The organism is Shewanella algicola (assembly GCF_014648035.1).
Taxonomy (GTDB): Bacteria; Pseudomonadota; Gammaproteobacteria; order Enterobacterales; family Shewanellaceae; genus Shewanella; species Shewanella algicola.
The window spans coordinates 54,965-73,681 of record NZ_BMQI01000024.1 but is presented as its reverse complement, the minus strand read 5'-3'; the positions used below and the strand labels follow the sequence as shown (position 1 = coordinate 73,681).

15 protein-coding genes and 1 CRISPR repeat array are annotated in these 18,717 nt (G+C 42.2%); of the genes, 9 read left to right on the top strand and 6 right to left on the bottom strand.

Annotated elements, in window-relative coordinates:
- The first annotated feature begins 28 nt into the window (after window positions 1-28).
- Genes cas3 through cas2e form a run of 8 tightly spaced genes read left to right on the top strand, consistent with a single transcriptional unit; the run spans window position 29 to window position 7,546 of the window.
- Entirely contained in the window at window positions 29-1,948 is a 1,920-nt protein-coding gene (gene cas3, locus IEY42_RS11935) for a CRISPR-associated helicase/endonuclease Cas3 (RefSeq protein WP_229780037.1), read from the top strand.
- 24 nt (window positions 1,949-1,972) lie between these two features.
- Complete coding sequence (gene cas6e / locus IEY42_RS11930) at window positions 1,973-2,518, top strand: type I-E CRISPR-associated protein Cas6/Cse3/CasE (RefSeq protein WP_188925442.1); 546 nt, start codon at window positions 1,973-1,975, stop codon at window positions 2,516-2,518.
- Between the two features lie 15 nt (window positions 2,519-2,533).
- Window positions 2,534-2,950, top strand: coding sequence for a type I-E CRISPR-associated protein Cse2/CasB (locus IEY42_RS11925; RefSeq protein ID WP_188925441.1), 417 nt, complete (start codon window positions 2,534-2,536; stop codon window positions 2,948-2,950).
- Window positions 2,951-2,987: 37 nt separating this feature from the next.
- Window positions 2,988-4,160 (top strand): type I-E CRISPR-associated protein Cas7/Cse4/CasC, encoded by a 1,173-nt coding sequence (gene cas7e / locus IEY42_RS11920; protein WP_188925440.1) that lies wholly within the window; start codon window positions 2,988-2,990, stop codon window positions 4,158-4,160.
- Between the two features lie 26 nt (window positions 4,161-4,186).
- Complete coding sequence (gene cas5e / locus IEY42_RS11915) at window positions 4,187-4,834, top strand: type I-E CRISPR-associated protein Cas5/CasD (RefSeq protein WP_188925439.1); 648 nt, start codon at window positions 4,187-4,189, stop codon at window positions 4,832-4,834.
- Window positions 4,821-6,305 carry a type I-E CRISPR-associated protein Cse1/CasA gene (locus tag IEY42_RS11910; RefSeq protein WP_188925438.1) on the top strand — a complete coding sequence of 495 codons (1,485 nt, stop codon included), beginning with the start codon at window positions 4,821-4,823 and terminating at the stop codon, window positions 6,303-6,305. The genes cas5e and IEY42_RS11910 overlap by 14 nt, the downstream gene beginning before the upstream one ends.
- 2 nt (window positions 6,306-6,307) lie before the next feature.
- Window positions 6,308-7,228 (top strand): type I-E CRISPR-associated endonuclease Cas1e, encoded by a 921-nt coding sequence (gene cas1e, locus IEY42_RS11905; RefSeq protein WP_188925437.1) that lies wholly within the window; start codon window positions 6,308-6,310, stop codon window positions 7,226-7,228.
- A 9-nt stretch (window positions 7,229-7,237) separates the two neighbouring features.
- The gene (gene cas2e, locus IEY42_RS11900; RefSeq protein ID WP_188925436.1) at window positions 7,238-7,546 is read left to right on the top strand and encodes a type I-E CRISPR-associated endoribonuclease Cas2e; all 309 of its coding nucleotides are present in this window, start codon (window positions 7,238-7,240) and stop codon (window positions 7,544-7,546) included.
- Between the two features lie 77 nt (window positions 7,547-7,623).
- Window positions 7,624-9,789: direct repeats of the CRISPR family, unit length 29 nt; unit sequence GTGTTCCCCGTACTCACGGGGCTGAACCG.
- A 23-nt stretch (window positions 9,790-9,812) separates the two neighbouring features.
- On the opposite strand, the gene queG is transcribed toward cas2e, so the two are convergent.
- Together queG and IEY42_RS11890 are read right to left on the bottom strand one after the other, a co-directional pair.
- A complete protein-coding gene (queG, locus tag IEY42_RS11895; RefSeq protein ID WP_188925435.1) occupies window positions 9,813-11,039 on the bottom strand; it encodes a tRNA epoxyqueuosine(34) reductase QueG in 1,227 nt (408 codons plus the stop codon).
- 40 nt (window positions 11,040-11,079) lie between these two features.
- The gene (locus tag IEY42_RS11890; RefSeq protein ID WP_188925434.1) at window positions 11,080-12,909 is read right to left on the bottom strand and encodes a tetratricopeptide repeat-containing diguanylate cyclase; all 1,830 of its coding nucleotides are present in this window, start codon (window positions 12,907-12,909) and stop codon (window positions 11,080-11,082) included.
- 463 nt (window positions 12,910-13,372) lie between these two features.
- Between IEY42_RS11890 and IEY42_RS11885 the strand changes: the two genes are divergently transcribed.
- Window positions 13,373-13,807, top strand: a complete 435-nt coding sequence (locus IEY42_RS11885; protein WP_188919931.1) for a DUF3069 domain-containing protein — start codon at window positions 13,373-13,375, stop codon at window positions 13,805-13,807.
- A gap of 82 nt (window positions 13,808-13,889) precedes the next feature.
- On the opposite strand, the gene IEY42_RS11880 is transcribed toward IEY42_RS11885, so the two are convergent.
- The 4 genes from IEY42_RS11880 to IEY42_RS11865 all read right to left on the bottom strand — a co-directional run bounded on the left by IEY42_RS11880 (window position 13,890) and on the right by IEY42_RS11865 (window position 18,701).
- On the bottom strand, window positions 13,890-15,578 hold the full coding sequence (locus IEY42_RS11880; RefSeq protein WP_188925433.1) for an NAD-dependent malic enzyme: 1,689 nt from the start codon (window positions 15,576-15,578) through the stop codon (window positions 13,890-13,892).
- 268 nt (window positions 15,579-15,846) lie between these two features.
- On the bottom strand, window positions 15,847-16,311 hold the full coding sequence (locus IEY42_RS11875) for a YehS family protein (protein WP_188925432.1): 465 nt from the start codon (window positions 16,309-16,311) through the stop codon (window positions 15,847-15,849).
- 84 nt (window positions 16,312-16,395) lie between these two features.
- Window positions 16,396-17,445, bottom strand: coding sequence for a serine hydrolase domain-containing protein (locus IEY42_RS11870; RefSeq protein ID WP_188925431.1), 1,050 nt, complete (start codon window positions 17,443-17,445; stop codon window positions 16,396-16,398).
- Window positions 17,442-18,701 carry an NRAMP family divalent metal transporter gene (locus IEY42_RS11865; RefSeq protein ID WP_188925430.1) on the bottom strand — a complete coding sequence of 420 codons (1,260 nt, stop codon included), beginning with the start codon at window positions 18,699-18,701 and terminating at the stop codon, window positions 17,442-17,444. The genes IEY42_RS11870 and IEY42_RS11865 overlap by 4 nt, the downstream gene beginning before the upstream one ends.
- Between the last annotated feature and the right edge of the window lie 16 nt (window positions 18,702-18,717).

The window sequence follows — 18,717 nt, the reverse complement described above, 5'->3', positions numbered from 1 at the left end:
CTATCCTTAACTCTCAATAGAGTACGTGTTGATAAGCAGTTACACAAAATTAGTTACAGTCTCTATTCCTGATGTCGGTGACATTCCAATATTGGCAGGTTTATGTAGTGTTGCAGATTGGATCGGTTCTTCAATCACTAGCTTTAACACTAAAATTGAAGATTTATATGAATACTACCAACGAACATTGCCCCGAGCTAAGCAAGCGTTAATTGAAGCAGGGGTATTGAGTAAATTAAATGGCGCCGGTTTTGATTATTTATTCTCACCATACCAACCTCGCGGTATTCAAACGTTATTGAATAATATGCCATTAGAAATCGGTTTAACTATTGTTGAATCTGATACCGGCTCAGGAAAAACAGAATTTGCATTAGCTTATGCATCTATGTTGATAGAGAAAAATTTAGCAGATGGGATTGTTTTTGGTTTACCCACTCAAGCAACCGCTAATGGTTTGTTTGAGCGGATAGGTGAAGCTGCCAGTAAGCTATTTCCAGATAGCACACTTACACTGGCGCATAGTAAATCTAAATATTTGTTGCCAGATGAAAATGGCTTTTTACACCAATCAAGCAAAAGAGCTTTTTTAGGTTCTTTGTCAGTTGCAACCGTTGATCAAATCTTAATGGGTGTATTGGGTATTAAACACCAATTTATCCGTTCATTTGGTACTAGAAAATCTGTTCTTGTTTTAGATGAAATTCATAGTTTTGATGCTTATATGTACGCATTAATAGAACGAGTGCTACAAGGGCAGCATCAAGCCTATTCTAGTGTGATATTACTGTCAGCGACCCTGCCTAGTACATTAAAAAATAAATTAGTAAAACCATACTCAGGTAAAGTGAAGAGCGATGCATATCCATTGATCACCCATGTTGATATTAATGGCGTAACGCAAGAGTTTGCTATAAAGCAACCGACAGAGAAGAAAATAATACAGTTAGAAAACTGGTTATCTAATGACTTGTTACCCACTACTGAGCAACAAAAAAGCTTAATTGAACACGCAAGAAATGGTGCGGTTATTGGTATTATTTGTAATACGGTGCATGACGCACAAGACTTATATCAACAAATTAAATCACAAATTAATACTGAAGAAGAATCACTAGAAGTGGATTTATTTCACGCCCGGTATACCTTTTCAGATAGAGCGAGAATAGAAAAGCAAGTTTTAGATACTTATGGTAAACATGCTTCCCGTAAAGGCCGAATCCTCATAGCTACACAAGTGGTAGAGCAATCACTTGATTTAGATTTTGATCTTTTGGTGAGTCAAATAGCCCCAATCGAATTTCTAATGCAGCGTATGGGCAGATTATGGCGACATGAGCGTTTAAATACTGCGTTAAGCCCGCGAAGTAAACGTATCAAACAGCCTACTTTTATAACCTTATTACCAAACCAATCTGTTACTAGCTGGAAAAAACACTATCAAGATAGTGGATTTGTTTACCGTAATATCCGTGTTTTATATCGAACAGAACAGTACTTAAATAACAACCCAGAGCTTATTTTTCCTGATTGTTATCGTGAAGCCATTGAGTATGTCCACAATGAGCAAGCATATAAAGAAGAGCCAGAAGAATTATTGTCTTTATATGAAAACTATCAGCAAGAACAAGATGGCTCTACTTATACTGCCAAAATGTATAGTGTACTCGATTCAAAACCATTAAGTGATGTTGATCCACGTTGTGCATTATTAACCCGAGAAGGAGAAATGAGCGCAACTGTAGTGTTGCTTAATGACAAAGGTGAGTTATGGCATGGTGGTGATTATCAAGAGCAACAAGATAGAGAGTTAAGTACCGTAGCCATTGCTAAGAAACATGCAAAAGGTAAACAAGATCCTGATTTATATTGCCTAAAAGCGATTGTTAATCACGACATTAATTACAGTGAATTAGGGGTAGTTTTACCCCAAAAAAATGAACAATAAAATTAATTATTCTAGGGGGAAGATATGTACATATCCATGGTGGCATTAAAAGCGACCGACAGCTATGAACAGCATCAGGCTATTTGGAGTTTGTTTCCCGGTACGCCTGAGCGTCGGCGAGATCATTTATTTCGAGTAGAAAATATAATGGCAACGAGTGAAGTATCGGTGTTACTACAATCTGCAACCGAGCCGGTCAGTAGTGAAAAATCTACTGTCTTACAAAGTAAACCATTTAATCCAACGCTGGAAAATGAAGAGTTCTATAAATTTAAATTAGTTGCTTACCCGACCAAATGTATTAGCCAAGGTAAGAAAGTGATTGAAATAAAAGATGAGAACGAACAAGTTGCTTGGCTGCATCGAAAGCTCTCTGGGGCAAATGTCACCGTGACGGCGCTTGATAGTTTTTTAGTGAAAAACAAAAAAAGTTTTAATAGCCGCTTTGTTTGTTTTGAAGGAATTTTACAAATAACCAATGCAGAGCAAATTTATCAGGCGCTGATTATGGGGGTTGGCCGTCAGAAACATGCCGGTGCTGGTTTATTATCTTTAGCTAAATCAAGTTAACTTGAGGAAGAGTTTATGTATCAACGTATTTATGATGCTTATAACAGTTTAAGCAGAGGTGAACAGGCTGAACTGAAAAGATGCAGCTTAAGTAAACTAGCTAATTGTCCTGCTTATTTTAGAGTTCTGAAGTTTTCAGGAACTCAAGATAATACGCAAACCCAGCGTATTTTATTTCTGATGACAGCAATTGATATTTCACAAGAAGATGATGCGCAATCTGTAGCTACAGCCTTATTAAAAGCAGGTGTAAAAGAGTCACAAATTATTCAAATAACCCGTAGTGGTGACAATGCAATTGAGTACTTAAAACGTCAATTAGTACGCTGTAAACAAGTACAATTAGAAAGCTTAGGAAAGTTAGCACAATTTTGGGGAGAAAACTCACGTCGTCAACTTTTAAAAGAATTTATCTTAGCAGATCAAGATTAATAACATCATATTTATTTATTTATAAAAGGTACTTCAAATGACAACTTTTATTAATATCCATGCGTTAATTTCACACCCATCATCAATGATGAACCGCGATGATTCAGGTTTACAAAAAACCGCAGTCTTTGGTGGCACAACCAGAAGCCGCATATCAAGCCAGTGTTTAAAAAGAGCAATTCGTCAAAGTGATTTATACAAAGAAAATGTTGAAGAGGTATCTGTTCGTACCCGATTAGTTGATGAGTTAATAGAAAAGTTAGCTACCAAAATAAGTGACTTTTATCCAGAGGATATAAAATCTGTGGTTGAAGCACTATCTATGAACCCTAAAACAGAAGGGCTTGAATCCAATATAAAAACAGAAGAAATTGAAGTTGATGAAATAAACGAAGACGGGACAAAAGTAAAAGTTAAAACAGGAGAGGTTAAACGAGTTTTTAAAACAGTTCAGCCATTTTCAACTGGTGAAATTCGGGAGTTGATGCTAGTTGCTAAAAACTCATTTCCAGAAGTATTTAATGAAATACTTGCTGGTTTACCAGAAAAACCTAAAAAATCAGATAAAACTAAGTTTAAAAAGTCGTTAGTTGCTTTTCATGAATTAATTAATTCAGTTATTCCTGTTTTAGATGTTGCTTTGTCAGGACGCATGGATACAAGTTGTTATAATCGAAACACAGAAGCATCGATGAGCGTAGCACATAGCTTAACAACACATAGTGCAGATATTGAAGTTGACTGGTTTACTGCTTGTGACGATTTAGCTGAACAAGGCTCAGGTCATATAGGTACCAATGAATTTAGCTCTGGCGTATTTTATCGTTATGCATCAATAGATATAGATTTATTAGCTAATAGTATTAATAAATCGATTTCTGAAACTACGGGAATAGTATTAGGTGTAGTGAAATGTTTTGCACAAGTCACACCTTCCGCTAAGCAAAAAACTTTTGCTGCCTATAACTTTGCTGAATTTGTCATGGCGGAAAAGTCGACGCAACCAATATCATTGGTAAACGCATTTAGAAATCCAATACCAAATACTGGTAAGGTTATGGAAGAATCAATAAAAAGCCTTGTATCCCATTATGAAAAGCTAGTGGATGGTTATGAATTACAATCACAAGCCAAAGCATTTGATTTAACTCAAACAGCTGTGAGTGACAAAATAACCTTTGTCAATAAAGTTAGTGAGTTAACGTTTTAATTGGTTTAACAACATGGGAGTTGTTTATGAAAACGTTAATTCTTAAAACCGAAGGGTTGTCGGCTTACGGTTTGCAAACCTTCGATGTACATCGGCGCGCAAATCATTTTCCAACACGTTCAGCCATTGTGGGATTATTGGCTGCTGCATTAGGGATTACTCGACAAGAACATCAAGCACTTTACGAATTGTCAGAACAAATTACTACGGCAGTGCAAGTAAACCTGGCTGGTGAAAAAATGATGGACTACCACACAGTGCAAAACTTTCGTAGCCCAGACGGTAAAATTCAAAAAGGTACTAAACCTACTTATCGAGAATATTGGTGCGACAGTGAGCATACCTTTGCTATTAGCGCTGAATCTGAACTAATTCGCAAATTAGAAGCAGCCGTTAAAACGCCCAAATTCACCTTGTTTCAGGGACGGAAATGTTGCCCGTTAACGAGACCGTTATTTGATCGCGTACTGGATGAAAGCAACCCAGCAATCGCATTAAAAAAATTGGCGAATAAAGGTCAAGTTTTTAGTGATGTTGAAGGTGAAAATCAAGTAGCTCGTATACAAGTAAGGGATAAATTAACGCTTGTACCTAGAAAGTACGCTATGCGAATGGTTTATGTTAGTGGTGAAATGATCAAATCGGAACAGGAGGCGTTAAATGAACTTACTTAAAGATCCTTTTATTTCGACAAATTTTGGAAAAGCGTCATTAAAAGACATTCTTACGTCAAATGAAGATTATCAGTTACAGTATTTTTTTGATGAAACGCAGTTAGCGATGTTACAAATGTTGTCATCACTTTCAACTGTAGTGTTAAAACCGACAATTTCAGAATTGAATGTTTATTTAGCAAATGGCTTAAGCCCTAAACAATACGACGCACTGCTCGAAAAAGTCGACAGCCAGTGGTACGAAGGTGATCGATTTATGCGTTCAGTTTTTCCTAGTACAGCTAAAATTGCAGATGGGCCAATTACTAAACTTGTCTCAGGTATTGAATGTGGAAGTTCAGCAAATGCCTTAGGATTGTTTTCAGAATCGAGTGAAATTAGTGTTTGCTGCCCTGACTGTACTCATGTCTTAAATTACAATTTACACATGAATATTAAAGGTGAGTGTTTTGGTCCAACTGGTGCAACGGGTATTCGTGGCGGTGGCTCTATAAGTACACTTATTTCTGGTAAAAACTTAAAGTCGACACTTTTATTAAATACTATTTGTGTGGATTACTTTAAAGAACAAGCACAATTAGATGATGATGCTGAAAATCGTGTGATGTGGGCGTTTCCACCAAAATCCGAGATTTATTCAGCACCAAAAATAGGCTTAGAACGTGGATTGTTCGCACTGGCTTATCATATTGACTTTCCGGTAAATGAAATATCATGTAAATGCGATATTTGTGGCAATAACTCCGAACAGAGTGTGACTACTTTTCAGCGAGTCAAATATAGTGGAGCTTATGGTTCAACTAAAAAAGGCCGCGATAATGGCGCAGGTTGGTGGTTACACCCCTATACGCCAAGAAGTGTTAAAGAAGATGGTATATATGCTGTTTGTGCACGAGACCAACATTGGCAGTCATGGCAAGAGTTAACGTCATATGTCGTTGGCAAAGACGCTGATAAAACAACGGTAAAACCCGCATTTATTATCAACCAATTCCAAAATAAATTGAAAGTAGATTCGAGTTTGAGTTTGCTGGTAGGTGGAAATATTGCCGATCAAGGTTCGATCGCTGGGCGTATTTATGATTTGTATTCAATGCCATCATCATTAACTAAAAATAACACCAGAATATCGCTTGTCATCGACGCTGGCTTAACTCAAAAAGAAAAATTATCAGCGGCATTTAATTTTTTATTTAGTAAAAATCATGTTGGCTATGACTCTAACTTTATTAAAGGAATTAAAAACCAAGCAATACAAAAGTTTACGTCGAATGCTCAGCAAATTATCCAGCAAATTTTATTAGATGTTAATCGCAAAGAAGCTACGCAATTACGGAAAGAGGCTATTGAAGCGTTAAACAAAGAAGCTAAATCGATTTTTAAATCAGTCCAGCGAAAATACCAACATGATTTACCTATATTTAAAGCTTTAGTAAAAGGTGAATTTGTACTTTATAAGTCAATAGATTAATTATGGCCTTCCTTCCCTTAAAACCCATACCAATTAAAGATCGTAATTCTATGATCTTTGTTGGGATGGGGCGCATTGATGTGCGAGATGGTGCATTTGTTGTGATTGACGAGGTGAATGGCGAACGAATGCACATTCCTGTTGGCTCAGTGGTTTGCATTATGCTTGAGCCAGGAACTCGTATTAGTCACGCCGCGGTTAAATTGGCTGCAGCCACTGGAACATTGCTTATTTGGGTTGGTGAGGCGGGGGTTAGACTTTACTCGGTAGGGCAGCCCGGCGGAGCTCGTTCAGACAAATTACTTTATCAAGCCAAGCTAGCTTTAGATGAAAATCTAAGGCTCAAAGTTGTGCGTAAAATGTTCGAACTACGGTTTGGCGAACCAGCACCAGAACGAAGAAGTGTTGATCAGTTACGAGGTATAGAGGGGGCACGTGTTCGTAAAACTTATGAATTACTTGCTAAGCAATATGCAATTGAATGGAGGGGGAGGCGTTATGATCCAAAAGATTGGCAAGCAGGTGATGTGATAAATCAATGCATTAGTGCTGCAACATCTTGTTTGTATGGAGTAACTGAAGCTGCAATTTTGGCAGCTGGATATGCACCAGCGATTGGTTTTTTACATTCAGGAAAGCCACTTTCGTTTGTTTATGATATAGCTGACGTGGTTAAATTTGAAACTGTCGTGCCTGCAGCATTTAAGGTGGCAAGCCAAAAACCTAAACAGCCAGACCGTGAAGTGCGTATAGCGTGTAGAGAAGCGTTTCGTAAAGACAAAACACTGCATCGACTCATTCCTCTCATTGAAGAAATATTAAGTGCAGGCGAGATTTCACCACCAATTGCCTATGAGGACTCCCAGCCACCAGCAATACCTGAACCGATCTCGATAGGTGATAGTGGCCATCGTTCAAAATAAGGATTTTCAATGAGTATGTGTATTGTTGTTACAGAAGCCGTACCTGCAAGATTAAGGGGCCGTTTAGCAGTATGGCTATTAGAAATAAGGGCAGGCGTATATGTCGGTGATGTAGGGCGCCGCATCAGAGAAATGATTTGGTATCAAGTAACGGAATTAGCTGAGCAAGGAAATGCAGTTATGGCATGGGGAACAAATACAGAATCAGGATTTGATTTTGTTACATATGGTCAAAATGCACGAATGCCGATTGATTTTGAAGGGCTTCGGCTGGTTAAATTTACTCCGATGAATAATGCAACGCCTATTTGTGAATAATCTTTTTTGTTCTTTTAAAATTTGGTAGATTTAACAACGCTATTTTTATTTATTAAAAACAAGCATATACTTTTAGAGTGTTCCCCGTACTCACGGGGCTGAACCGCCATTTCTCAGCAAGTCGATATTTACAACACGGTGTTCCCCGTACTCACGGGGCTGAACCGTCTAAGTGTGTGGTTCCATGTGGTACTCTCATGTGTTCCCCGTACTCACGGGGCTGAACCGTTTGTTAGCGACAATGATAACTCGAATGCTGAGTGTTCCCCGTACTCACGGGGCTGAACCGGTTAAGTACCGCGGCAGAAAGGATAGCGATATGTGTTCCCCGTACTCACGGGGCTGAACCGCATGCTCGTTATACATACTTGCCTCATCCGTCGTGTTCCCCGTACTCACGGGGCTGAACCGCATCAACTGAGGCATCTACAACGCCACTAATTGTGTTCCCCGTACTCACGGGGCTGAACCGGTCGGAGGTTATACCGGTGAGTTTCCGATTGTGTGTTCCCCGTACTCACGGGGCTGAACCGCTGTTTTTTGCATATGTGATTGTTACTACGCTGTGTTCCCCGTACTCACGGGGCTGAACCGGCAACTATCAACAGCAAGGTCAGCGCCCACAGGTGTTCCCCGTACTCACGGGGCTGAACCGAGGGTACTTGTGCGCATGAACTAGCCGACATTGTGTTCCCCGTACTCACGGGGCTGAACCGTCTAGGCCGTAAGCGATAGATAGTACCTGATTGTGTTCCCCGTACTCACGGGGCTGAACCGTATGGTACAGCAATTAGGTAACAAATTGAATAGTGTTCCCCGTACTCACGGGGCTGAACCGCTAAACCTGCTTTAAAATCATTAGCCACAGCCGTGTTCCCCGTACTCACGGGGCTGAACCGCCACCATCGCCGATAAAAATAACATCATGTTTGTGTTCCCCGTACTCACGGGGCTGAACCGTCAAAAGCGCCGCTAACTAGTCTTGGGCAATTGTGTTCCCCGTACTCACGGGGCTGAACCGCCTGGTCATATCATCATAACCACCGTTACCATGTGTTCCCCGTACTCACGGGGCTGAACCGATGACGAGCTAATCGACGGGCTGGTAATTAATGTGTTCCCCGTACTCACGGGGCTGAACCGCACGAAAATCATTTATGACAATGACGGCTCATGTGTTCCCCGTACTCACGGGGCTGAACCGGTGAAATGTCTCGCAGCATGGGCGATATCATGGTGTTCCCCGTACTCACGGGGCTGAACCGTTTACAAACTTTCCGTCAACATATGCATCGACGTGTTCCCCGTACTCACGGGGCTGAACCGCGGCTGGCTCTGTGAGATTGATATTTGACAGAGTGTTCCCCGTACTCACGGGGCTGAACCGCCCATAGAAATATCGGCAACATCTTCTTTAGTGTGTTCCCCGTACTCACGGGGCTGAACCGTAACCTGGCGTTTATTGCGACTTATCTATTAGGTGTTCCCCGTACTCACGGGGCTGAACCGCGGGTTGAACTTGGCGGGAGTAAAGCCAATTGCGTGTTCCCCGTACTCACGGGGCTGAACCGGACGTTAAGAAGCGTTTAGAGAGGTCTCACGAGTGTTCCCCGTACTCACGGGGCTGAACCGCAGACAGAATCATTGACGCGTTCGAAGATGATGTGTTCCCCGTACTCACGGGGCTGAACCGGTGTGTCATAACAATATCCAACTCCTTACGTTGTGTTCCCCGTACTCACGGGGCTGAACCGGCTATGAGGTAGTTATGAGCGATATAGATTGGGTGTTCCCCGTACTCACGGGGCTGAACCGCCTGGCGAGTTTCGCGATGACATAGTGCAAATGTGTTCCCCGTACTCACGGGGCTGAACCGCTTGAAGCGGATAAATTCAGCGCTAGGGCATAGTGTTCCCCGTACTCACGGGGCTGAACCGCCACTCTACAGCCTTTGTTTTAGTATTATGACGTGTTCCCCGTACTCACGGGGCTGAACCCAGATCAAGCAGCTCGAACTCAACAAAATCAATGTGTTCCCCGTACTCACGGGGCTGAACCGCGGTCTAAATCTGACCTAAATCTGACCCGAACAGTGTTCCCCGTACTCACGGGGCTGAACCGATTACTCAGGTGAGGATCGTGCCGAATTGAAAGTGTTCCCCGTACTCACGGGGCTGAACCGTAATGTATTAAACGCTTGTAATATTGTCGCGCGTGTTCCCCGTACTCACGGGGCTGAGCTGTTTACTTCAATGAGGGGAGCCCATTAAGCATCTCTTGGTAAGCCTTTTTGTACTGAGCGGATGACGCGTTGGGTTTTGCGTGAAAGCGCCTCCTGTGGCGCTTTTTTCTTTTGTTGTGCTAAGGCCCAGTCGATATGTTCTAGCACCATGTCATCGACTTCGTCGCTGAGTTTACGTTGCTCAAGTGCGGCGATGATATCGGGATTTGCAGGGGCATTGCCAAGTGCAATGGCGATATTGCGTAACCAGCGTTTATGGCCGATACGTCTAATGGCGCTGCCTTCGGTTTGGCGTAAAAAATAGGGTTCTGACCAACTAAATAAATCGATTAACTCGGGTTGAATTAGTGTTTGGCGAGTATGAAAGTCAGACTCTGCCGTCAATGGGGCTTTGCTGTTAACAGGGCACACTAATTGACAGTCGTCGCAGCCGTAAATTCGATTACCGATTAACGCTCTAAACTCTTCGGGTATCACGCCTTGTAACTCAATGGTTAAGTATGAAATACAGCGGCGCGCATCGACAACGTAAGGCTCAACGATGGCATCGGTAGGGCAAGACTTTATGCAGGCGACACAGGTGTTGCAGCCTTCTTCAATGGCGATATCTAGTGGCAGTGGTAAGTTAATCAGCAACTCGCCTAAAAAGAACCAACTGCCTGCATCGGGGTGGAGAATTAATGAATGTTTGCCAGTCCAGCCTATGCCGGCTTTGTCGGCTAATGGCCGCTCTAATATGGGGGCTGAGTCAACAAAGGGTCTGAAATTGCTGTCATCAAACCCGAGGGTTTGGCAGTGCGCGGCAATTTTATCGCCGAGCTTTTTAAGGCGTTGGCGCATCAGTTTATGATAGTCACGTCCGCCTGCGTACCGAGATATATAACCTAAATTCGGGTTGGTTAAATTGCTAGCAAAACCAGCCTCTGGCGGCAGGTAATCCATCCGTGCACAAATGACTCTCAATGTGCCTGGGTGGAGCTCATCAGGGCGTGCACGCATCATGCCGTGGCTGGCCATGTAGTTCATTTCTCCGTGGTAGCCATTATCAAGCCATTGTTGCAAGCCGGCTTCATGTTGGCTTAAATCAATGTCTGCCACGCCAATGTGGGCAAAGCCCAGTTCTTGTCCCCACTGCTTTATTTGCCGATTGAGCACGTCAAGTTGAGCCGCTGTCAAAGGACATGGCTCAGGTGATTGGCGGGTAAGATCATTATGTTGATCTGGGGTTGAAGCTGGGGTCGTTGCAGTCATAGCGCTATTATTGAGTAAACACCGCTGAATTATACCTGCTTTACCCCGCTTTTACACAATTGCGCCCCGCAGCTTTAGCACAATAAAGCGCTTTATCTGCTTTGAGTAATAAAGGCGACAGGTCGGTCTCGTCAGTATAACTGACCACACCTGCGCTAACCGTTAGGTGCAGCTCCGGTGAAATTCTCGACCAGTCATAATTATCAACGGCGTTAATCAAGCGATTGGCAATATCGACGGCAATACTGTTGTTGATGTTAGGTAATAAAATTAAAAACTCTTCACCGCCCACGCGCCCAACGACGTCGGTTTCGCGCATCATGCTAGAACTAATCGCGGCAAGTTTAACCAAAACTTTGTCGCCAGTGTCATGGCCTAATTTGTCATTAACCGCCTTAAAGTGGTCGACGTCAAACGAGATAATCGAGAATGGCTTATCAGTCTGCTGTGCTTCATTTAAGAACGCTTTACCTTGTGAGTATGTGTCACGTCGGTTTGATAAATTGGTCAGCTCATCGGTTAGGGCTAAGTTTCTAAAGAGCTTTTTACGCACAACTTGTTTATAAGCAAACAATGACACGATGAGTAAAATGAGCACCACAAGAATGATAATGATGATTTGCATTTGTTCATTACGATGCATCATTTGTAGTTGCTGTTCTTTGTCTTTATCTAGCTGCACCAGCAAGTTGTTTTCAGATTGAATTTTGTCGGTGTTAAAGCGAGTTTTCATCTCGGTGTTTCTGTCTGACATGGTCTTTTTGTCGAGCGCGTCGTGTGCTTCAACATAAGCCGATAATGTATAATAAGCGTCGGGCCATTGCTCTAATGCTTGATATATGTGGCTTTTTAATTGTAACACTAGGTTGAGGCCACGAGCGTTATTATGGTCGTTAAAGGCCTTTTCGGCGTTGATTATATATTCGAGTGCCTTGCTGTGATTGCCTAGTTTGTGGTGGACCTTGGCAAGGTACAAATTCATGTAGCTATAACTACTGGCAATATCGGGTGTGATATGTTGTTGGGCTTGCTCTAACATGGTTTTGGCTTGGTCTAGCCGATTTAAGTTAATGAAGTTACCTCCAATACTCACGGCCATGTCTGCTGCGGCAATTAACTCATTTTCTTTAAGCCAAAATTCACGTGCCTTTTGATAGCGATCATTAGCCTCTTGGTAGCGACCCAGCTCTTCAAGTGACATGGCCATTTCAATCGTGATCAAGTTTGCCTCGAAGTGTTGATTTTTTTCGAGGAAGCTCGTTTCAAGTTTGGTTTGGTAGGTTAACGCAGTATCTGGGTCGCCAAAGCGGCGGTAACTATTGGCAAGTTCACGTAAATTGGCATTGGCCCAATAATCGAGTTTTAACGACTCATATAAGTTTTGCGCAGTGATAAGGTCTTCTAGGGCGGCACTAAAATTACCCATATAAGATAAAATGGTGCCTCGGAGGCTACGACTATCAGCAATTAAGCGTGGGTCTTCTAATAAATAAGCGTTATTGATGGCATTATCTAACGGCTTTAAAACATTTTGGTTTTGACCTTGTTGGTGTAGAAACAAAATTTTACATAATGTTAAGTCAACTTGAATCAATGATGGGCTTGGCTGTTTGTATATGTTTAAGTATTCGTCGGCATAGTTAATGGCGGTATTGAGTTGTTCAGCGTTATTGGCAGGGTGGCTCCAACAGGTCTGTCTTATATTTAATTGTTGACGAACGGTGTCATCAACCGCGATGCTATTTTTATATTCCTTGAGCAACAGGTTTAATTCATCATTTGACGAAACTTCGCCACGATCAATACGTTGGTAAATTTCATCGGCGCGCGCGTTATCAATGGTGTTAGCATTAACATTGCAAGACATCATTATGATGCTGGCCAGTATGATTATATTGAGTAATTTAGTCGTAAACAAAGCAGCGAAGTCTCATTTGTGATTATTATTGAACGAGCTATCAGTTTGTAGAGTAGCGTGTTTAGTCGTAAAAGTCTTGCGCTTAAGACATCATCATCGTTGGCATTTTGAGGTGACATCCCACACTAAAATAATATCACTCGATTTATTATTTTAACCGTTTGGTATCTCTCATTTTAACGTTTACATTGTTAAAAACCTGATTCAGCTTGAGCTGCACAGTATAGCGGGCGTTAACTAACATGGTTAAAATAATCAAGGCTGACGGCTTGTTAAGGTTTTGAGTCAAATTTGCATTCGCTTTTATACCCGGGTATAAAGACGCCTTGATGAGCATAGCTGAACAGATGAGCAGGCTTTGTTATCAAGCCTAAGTGACAAACTTAGGGCCTATTAACATGTTAGAGAGAAAGCCATGAGTAACGTTGATCAGCAGTATCAAGATGTCGCCAAGCAAGTTTCGTATAATGTTGCTAATAAAGTGCTACCAATGGACCAACTACCAGAAACGCTGTTAGAGGCATATGAGGGTTTGTTTAAAGAGCTGCTTGCAGATAATGCCAATGCTTTTAGCCAGGCCTGGGATGCATTACCTGGCAGCGCCCAAAAGTTAATGACTAAAGCAGAGTTTCATGGTTTTTATATTGCCAATGCTTGGATGCAATTAAGCCGTGTGGCACAAGAAATTGCCGATAGCGCCGATTCTGAAGAAGAAATGAATAACAATGAATACGACGGGGTGTTTGGTCGTTTAGCTGAGCAGTCGCTTAAAGAATGTTTGCGTAAGCTGAAAAAAGCCCGCACCGATCGCTCAATGTTAAACAGCTTTAAACAAGTCATGTCTGCTTAATTTGTGTTTACTTAACCATTGTAAGCAAACATAAAAAATCCCAGCCTGGCTGGGATTTTTTATTTAAGGCATTTAATTTTAATTAAAACGCGGTACGTCTATAACGACGGTATTCTGGTTCCCAGAAGTTTGCATCAATTGACTGTTTAAGCAGCTCGTCTGTACAAGGTAATGCTAAGCCTTGATCGATAGCCGTTCTGGCAACAGCAAATGCAATGTATTTACTGACTTCTTGAATCTCTTCTAGTTTGGGTAATAACGAACCGGTGCCATTTTTACCTAATGGTGAGCATTCTGATAACGCTTGGCTTGACGCCATAAGCATTTCATCTGATACGCGTTTCGCGCCGCAAGATAATACGCCTAAACCAATCCCCGGGAAGATAAAGCTATTATTACATTGGGCAATTTCGAATGTTTCGCCATTAATGACAACAGGTTCAAACGGGCTACCTGTCGCGACTAATGCTTGGCCTGATGTCCAGTGTAAAATGTCTTTTGGCGTGGCTTCAACACGGCTTGTTGGGTTAGACAATGGGAACACAATTGGGCGTTCGCAATGACTGTGCATGGCACGAATGATTTCTTCGCTAAACAAACCTGGTGCGCCAGAAACGCCAATTAACACGGTTGGTTTAGCATTGTTAACCACATCTAACAGTGAAATATGGTCGCTGTAGTTGTCCCAACCGTTAACTTCTGAGCACTTTTGCGCTAATTTTTGTTGGAAAGGCAACAAGTTAGGCATGTTGTCCAGTAGTAAGCCCCAACGGTCAACCATAAAGACTTGTGAGCGCGCCTGCTCGTCGCTGATGCCTTCGGAAACCATTTGTGCCACGATGGCTTCTGCAATACCACACCCCGCACTACCGGCACCTAAAAAGGTCACGCGTTGTTGGCTGAGTTTGCTGTTAGCCGCTTTACATGCTGCCAGTAATGACCCAGCCGTTACCGCTGCAGTACCTTGAATATCGTCGTTAAAGCTACAGTATTTGTCTTTGTAACGCTCAAGCAGTGGCATGGCATTTTTTTGGGCAAAGTCTTCAAACTGGATTAACGCATCTGGCCAACGACGGCTCACGGCTTGCATAAATTCTTCAATAAACTCAGCGTATTCGGCACCGCCAATACGTTGATGACGCCAACCCATGTACATTGGGTCTTCTAATAAGTGTGGGTTATCTGTACCAACATCTAAAGTCACTGCCAGGCAATATGCCGGGCTAATCCCGCCACAGCTGGTGTATAACGACAATTTACCAATGGGAATGCCCATGCCGCCAATACCTTGGTCGCCAAGGCCTAAAATACGCTCGCCGTCTGTTACAACAATCACTTTAACTTTATGGCGTGTAGAGTTATTTAAAATGTCGTCAATGCGGTCTTTATTGGTATACGAAATAAATAAACCACGGTTACGGCGATAGTTTTTAGAGAAACGTTCACAGGCTAACCCTACGGTAGGGGTGTAAATAATCGGCATCATTTCGCTGATGTGATTACGCAGTAAACGGTAAAATAAGGTTTCGTTGGTGTCTTGGATGTTGCGTAAATAAATATGCTTATCAAGGTCGTTATTGAAACTTTTGAACTGGTCGTAAGCACGTGATGCTTGCTCGTCTATGGTTTCAATTACCCAAGGTAATAATCCTTCGAGATTGAAGTAAATACGCTCTTCTTCGCTAAATGCAGTGCCTTTATTAAGCAGAGGAGATTCAAGAATCGCAGGACCAGCGAAAGGAAGATATAGGGGGCGTTTATTATCGTCCATGGGGAACCTTAATGTGTGTGTTTGAGATTAGAATATTTATCGGAATAGATTATCACGTCTGATGTTTATTGTGGTCTGTTAAGTGATTAAAATCACGTTTTTTATGATGATATCAATCCACATCACTTATTAACGCGCAATGATATAGAATTATTGTCTGGCTGATTTGGGAAAGGAGTTGGTTGTTGTTTGAATTATGTCGCACAAACAAAAATGCACAGCCTAAACTGTGCATTTATAGAGTGTTATCTCAACTTTTACGCTGAAATTACTTGCCGCGATGTTTAATCGATAAGCCTTTTACAAAGTTACGTAGCACTTGGTCGCCACAGGTTTTATAGTTTTTGTGGTCAGGGTTACGGAACAGTGCGCCAAGCTCTGACTTAGACATGGCAAAGTCTGCTAAGGCTAATGTGGCAATAATATCTTCTTCGCGCATTTCTAGCGCAACGCGTAATTTTTTGAAGATCAGGTTATTGGTTAATTGCTTTAATGGCGCGGGTACTTCGGTACCGGGTTTTAGACCGCGATTGTTGATAATCAATCCATCTAAAAATTGACACATTAATTTGTCATTACACGCTTGATAGCCTTCCTCGTCCTCTTTTTTCAGCAGTGCAATAATTTGATCTGAGGTGATTTCGGTATTAGCTTGGCTGAAAATGTTAATCATTTTGGCATTTGAAAAATCAAACACAAAACGAACACGGCGAAGAATATCATTGTTTATCATAAGGTTCTCTGGCGCGGCTGCGCATAAATAGTTTAGGTCAAGTGACGAGGCGCTATTATAGCGAGTTATCAGCGTAACGTCAGATTATTCGTCAGTTTTTAGCTGATTTCTTATGGCCTGGCGAATTTTGTCATGCAAACCAAAAACACGTTCCATATTGTCTAAGTCCCATGAGGTGTTTTCTAAAATGACTACGCTTAATTGTGCTTGTGGATAATAGAGCATGGCGCTGATGTATCCGGGTAAATACCCTGTATGACTGTATTCAACTAAGCCAGGCTGCTGACTAATTTGTAAACCATAGCCATAATTTAACTCGCCCCAACGATGCGGCCTTTTGGCGCTAGGTGAGGTCATGGCTTGTAAACTGGCAGCAGATAAAAATTGCTGTTGGGTTAAACCCTCAATAAATGCCGCAATACCTTGGCTACTGGCTTGCATGGCGCCAAAAGCAATAAAACCATTGTCTATGGATAACTCATCTAACAGCACGCGTTGCTGTTGTTGTTCCATAAATCCGCGCACTAATCGTGGTTGTTGAGCGTATAAGTCGGTTATTTCACCCACATCAGCGCTTATATCGAGCTGGTATTGCTTGGCAAATAGATTAACTAATTCAGCGTAGGGCACCTGGTAGCTTTGGCTAAGAATATCGCCAAGTAGTTTGTAGCCATAATTTGAGTAGTTAAATTGACTGCCAGGAATAAATTGCGACCTCGCATTAAGACTCGGTGATTTAGGCGCTAATATGCCAGAGGTATGATTAAGTAACTGCGCGATAGTGATTGGGTATTCCGTCACGATATTCAGATAATCAGTAATATCATCTTCTAAGGTTAATTTTTGTTGATCAACAGCCCGCATGACTAGGGTGGCGGTGATGGTTTTAGAAATTGAACCAATTAAAAAGCGGCTGTCAACGTGAATGTCTTTTCCTATCGTTAGGTCGACATAAGTTTGCTGGTTGTCACTGACTAAAATCCGCCCTGTAAAAGGCCTGGAGTCATGGTCGATAATCGTTTGTACATCACTATTGGTTATGCTCAATGCAAACGCAGAAGCTGGCAGTAGGCTGCTGCTTAGTACTAGTAATGCGTAAACTCGGGTTGTTATTTTGCTTATCATTTTTGTCATTTTGTTAAATACCAATAAATAAACAACAGCGCAAAACCAACTAAATACAGTAGGCCGAGCCAAGATAGTGCGACCATAGCTGGGCCGTAGCGATGCTGCTTAGGTAGGTTTTGACTGGTCATTAAGCGGAAGTTTAGCCAGGTAAAAATCACTGTGGTCATAAAAGCTAGGATCATCACAAACTCTAGCAGTGGCAGTAAAGCACCTTTAAAAAATAAAATCAGCAATAAACCTAATGTGCTCACCGTTAACATGACTTGGGTTAAATAGCTGCGTGGTGAGGTACTGCGAGACAACAGTCTCCAACCCATATCTAACGTGCGGCTGTAGCCATCAATTACGGTTACCGTGGTACTGAAAATACATAAAAAAGCGACAATACCAATTAAATAGCGGGTTTCATTGCCCATCACTTGGCTGTAGAGGGTGATAAGTTGTGAGGCAAATACAGCCCCAGAGTCTGAAAAGCGCTCGCCACTGCCGTGCATCACTAATGCCCCAAGCGCCAAAAATACAATCGCCAATATTGCGGTGGTGACATAGCCTAAGTTGAAGTCGAAAATAGCCTGCTTTGCGGTGACGGTTTGGCTTTTGCGTTTTTCTATGAGCCACAATGAATTCCAGGCGCTCACTTCAATAGGAGCCGGCATCCAACCCATCATTGCCACTAAAAAGCCGACGTAAGCCCATTGCCAGGGTGATTCGCTTGTCGATGGCGCGGCCAAACCTGTTTGGTGATTAAACGCCAATGCCACCGCGACTAACGTGGTTAGAGTGAGGGCAAACATAATCACTTTTGTGAGTTTATCGAGCAGTTTGTAATGGCCAAAAATTAATAAGGCCAATGAGCTCAGCAACACGATTAAGGCCAATATATCAATCGATAACGGTACAAACTGAGTCAACATGGCCGCGGTTAGCATGCATACCCCCGCGGTGCTGGCGATTGCGGCAATGACATTAAGCCCAGTAAACAGCATTAAATAACCACGACCTTGTTTTTGATAGCCTTGTAATAGGCTTTCGTCGGTTGCGGCGGTGTAGCGCGCGCCAGCGGCAAAAAAGGGATACTTTACAATATTAACTAACAAAATCAGCCAGGCTAGCTGCCAACCAAACTCGGCCCCGGCACGAGTTGATGCCACTAAATAAGACGCGCCAATGGCTGCTGCAGCCATTAAAACGCCTGGGCCTGTGGCTTTTAAAAGGGTATTAATTTTGGCAACAAAAGAGATGGATTTATTTTTATTCGACATGATAAACAGCAACAAC

Coding starts and splice junctions, on each gene's coding strand:
- cas6e (WP_188925442.1), top strand. CDS start 1,973: ATGTACATATCCATGGTGGCATTAAAAGCGACCGACAGCTATGAACAG.
- IEY42_RS11925 (WP_188925441.1), top strand. CDS start 2,534: ATGTATCAACGTATTTATGATGCTTATAACAGTTTAAGCAGAGGTGAA.
- cas7e (WP_188925440.1), top strand. CDS start 2,988: ATGACAACTTTTATTAATATCCATGCGTTAATTTCACACCCATCATCA.
- cas5e (WP_188925439.1), top strand. CDS start 4,187: ATGAAAACGTTAATTCTTAAAACCGAAGGGTTGTCGGCTTACGGTTTG.
- IEY42_RS11910 (WP_188925438.1), top strand. CDS start 4,821: ATGAACTTACTTAAAGATCCTTTTATTTCGACAAATTTTGGAAAAGCG.
- cas1e (WP_188925437.1), top strand. CDS start 6,308: ATGGCCTTCCTTCCCTTAAAACCCATACCAATTAAAGATCGTAATTCT.
- cas2e (WP_188925436.1), top strand. CDS start 7,238: ATGAGTATGTGTATTGTTGTTACAGAAGCCGTACCTGCAAGATTAAGG.
- queG (WP_188925435.1), bottom strand. CDS start 11,039: ATGACTGCAACGACCCCAGCTTCAACCCCAGATCAACATAATGATCTT.
- IEY42_RS11890 (WP_188925434.1), bottom strand. CDS start 12,909: ATGATGTCTTGCAATGTTAATGCTAACACCATTGATAACGCGCGCGCC.
- IEY42_RS11885 (WP_188919931.1), top strand. CDS start 13,373: ATGAGTAACGTTGATCAGCAGTATCAAGATGTCGCCAAGCAAGTTTCG.
- IEY42_RS11880 (WP_188925433.1), bottom strand. CDS start 15,578: ATGGACGATAATAAACGCCCCCTATATCTTCCTTTCGCTGGTCCTGCG.
- IEY42_RS11875 (WP_188925432.1), bottom strand. CDS start 16,311: ATGATAAACAATGATATTCTTCGCCGTGTTCGTTTTGTGTTTGATTTT.
- IEY42_RS11870 (WP_188925431.1), bottom strand. CDS start 17,445: ATGACAAAAATGATAAGCAAAATAACAACCCGAGTTTACGCATTACTA.
- IEY42_RS11865 (WP_188925430.1), bottom strand. CDS start 18,701: ATGTCGAATAAAAATAAATCCATCTCTTTTGTTGCCAAAATTAATACC.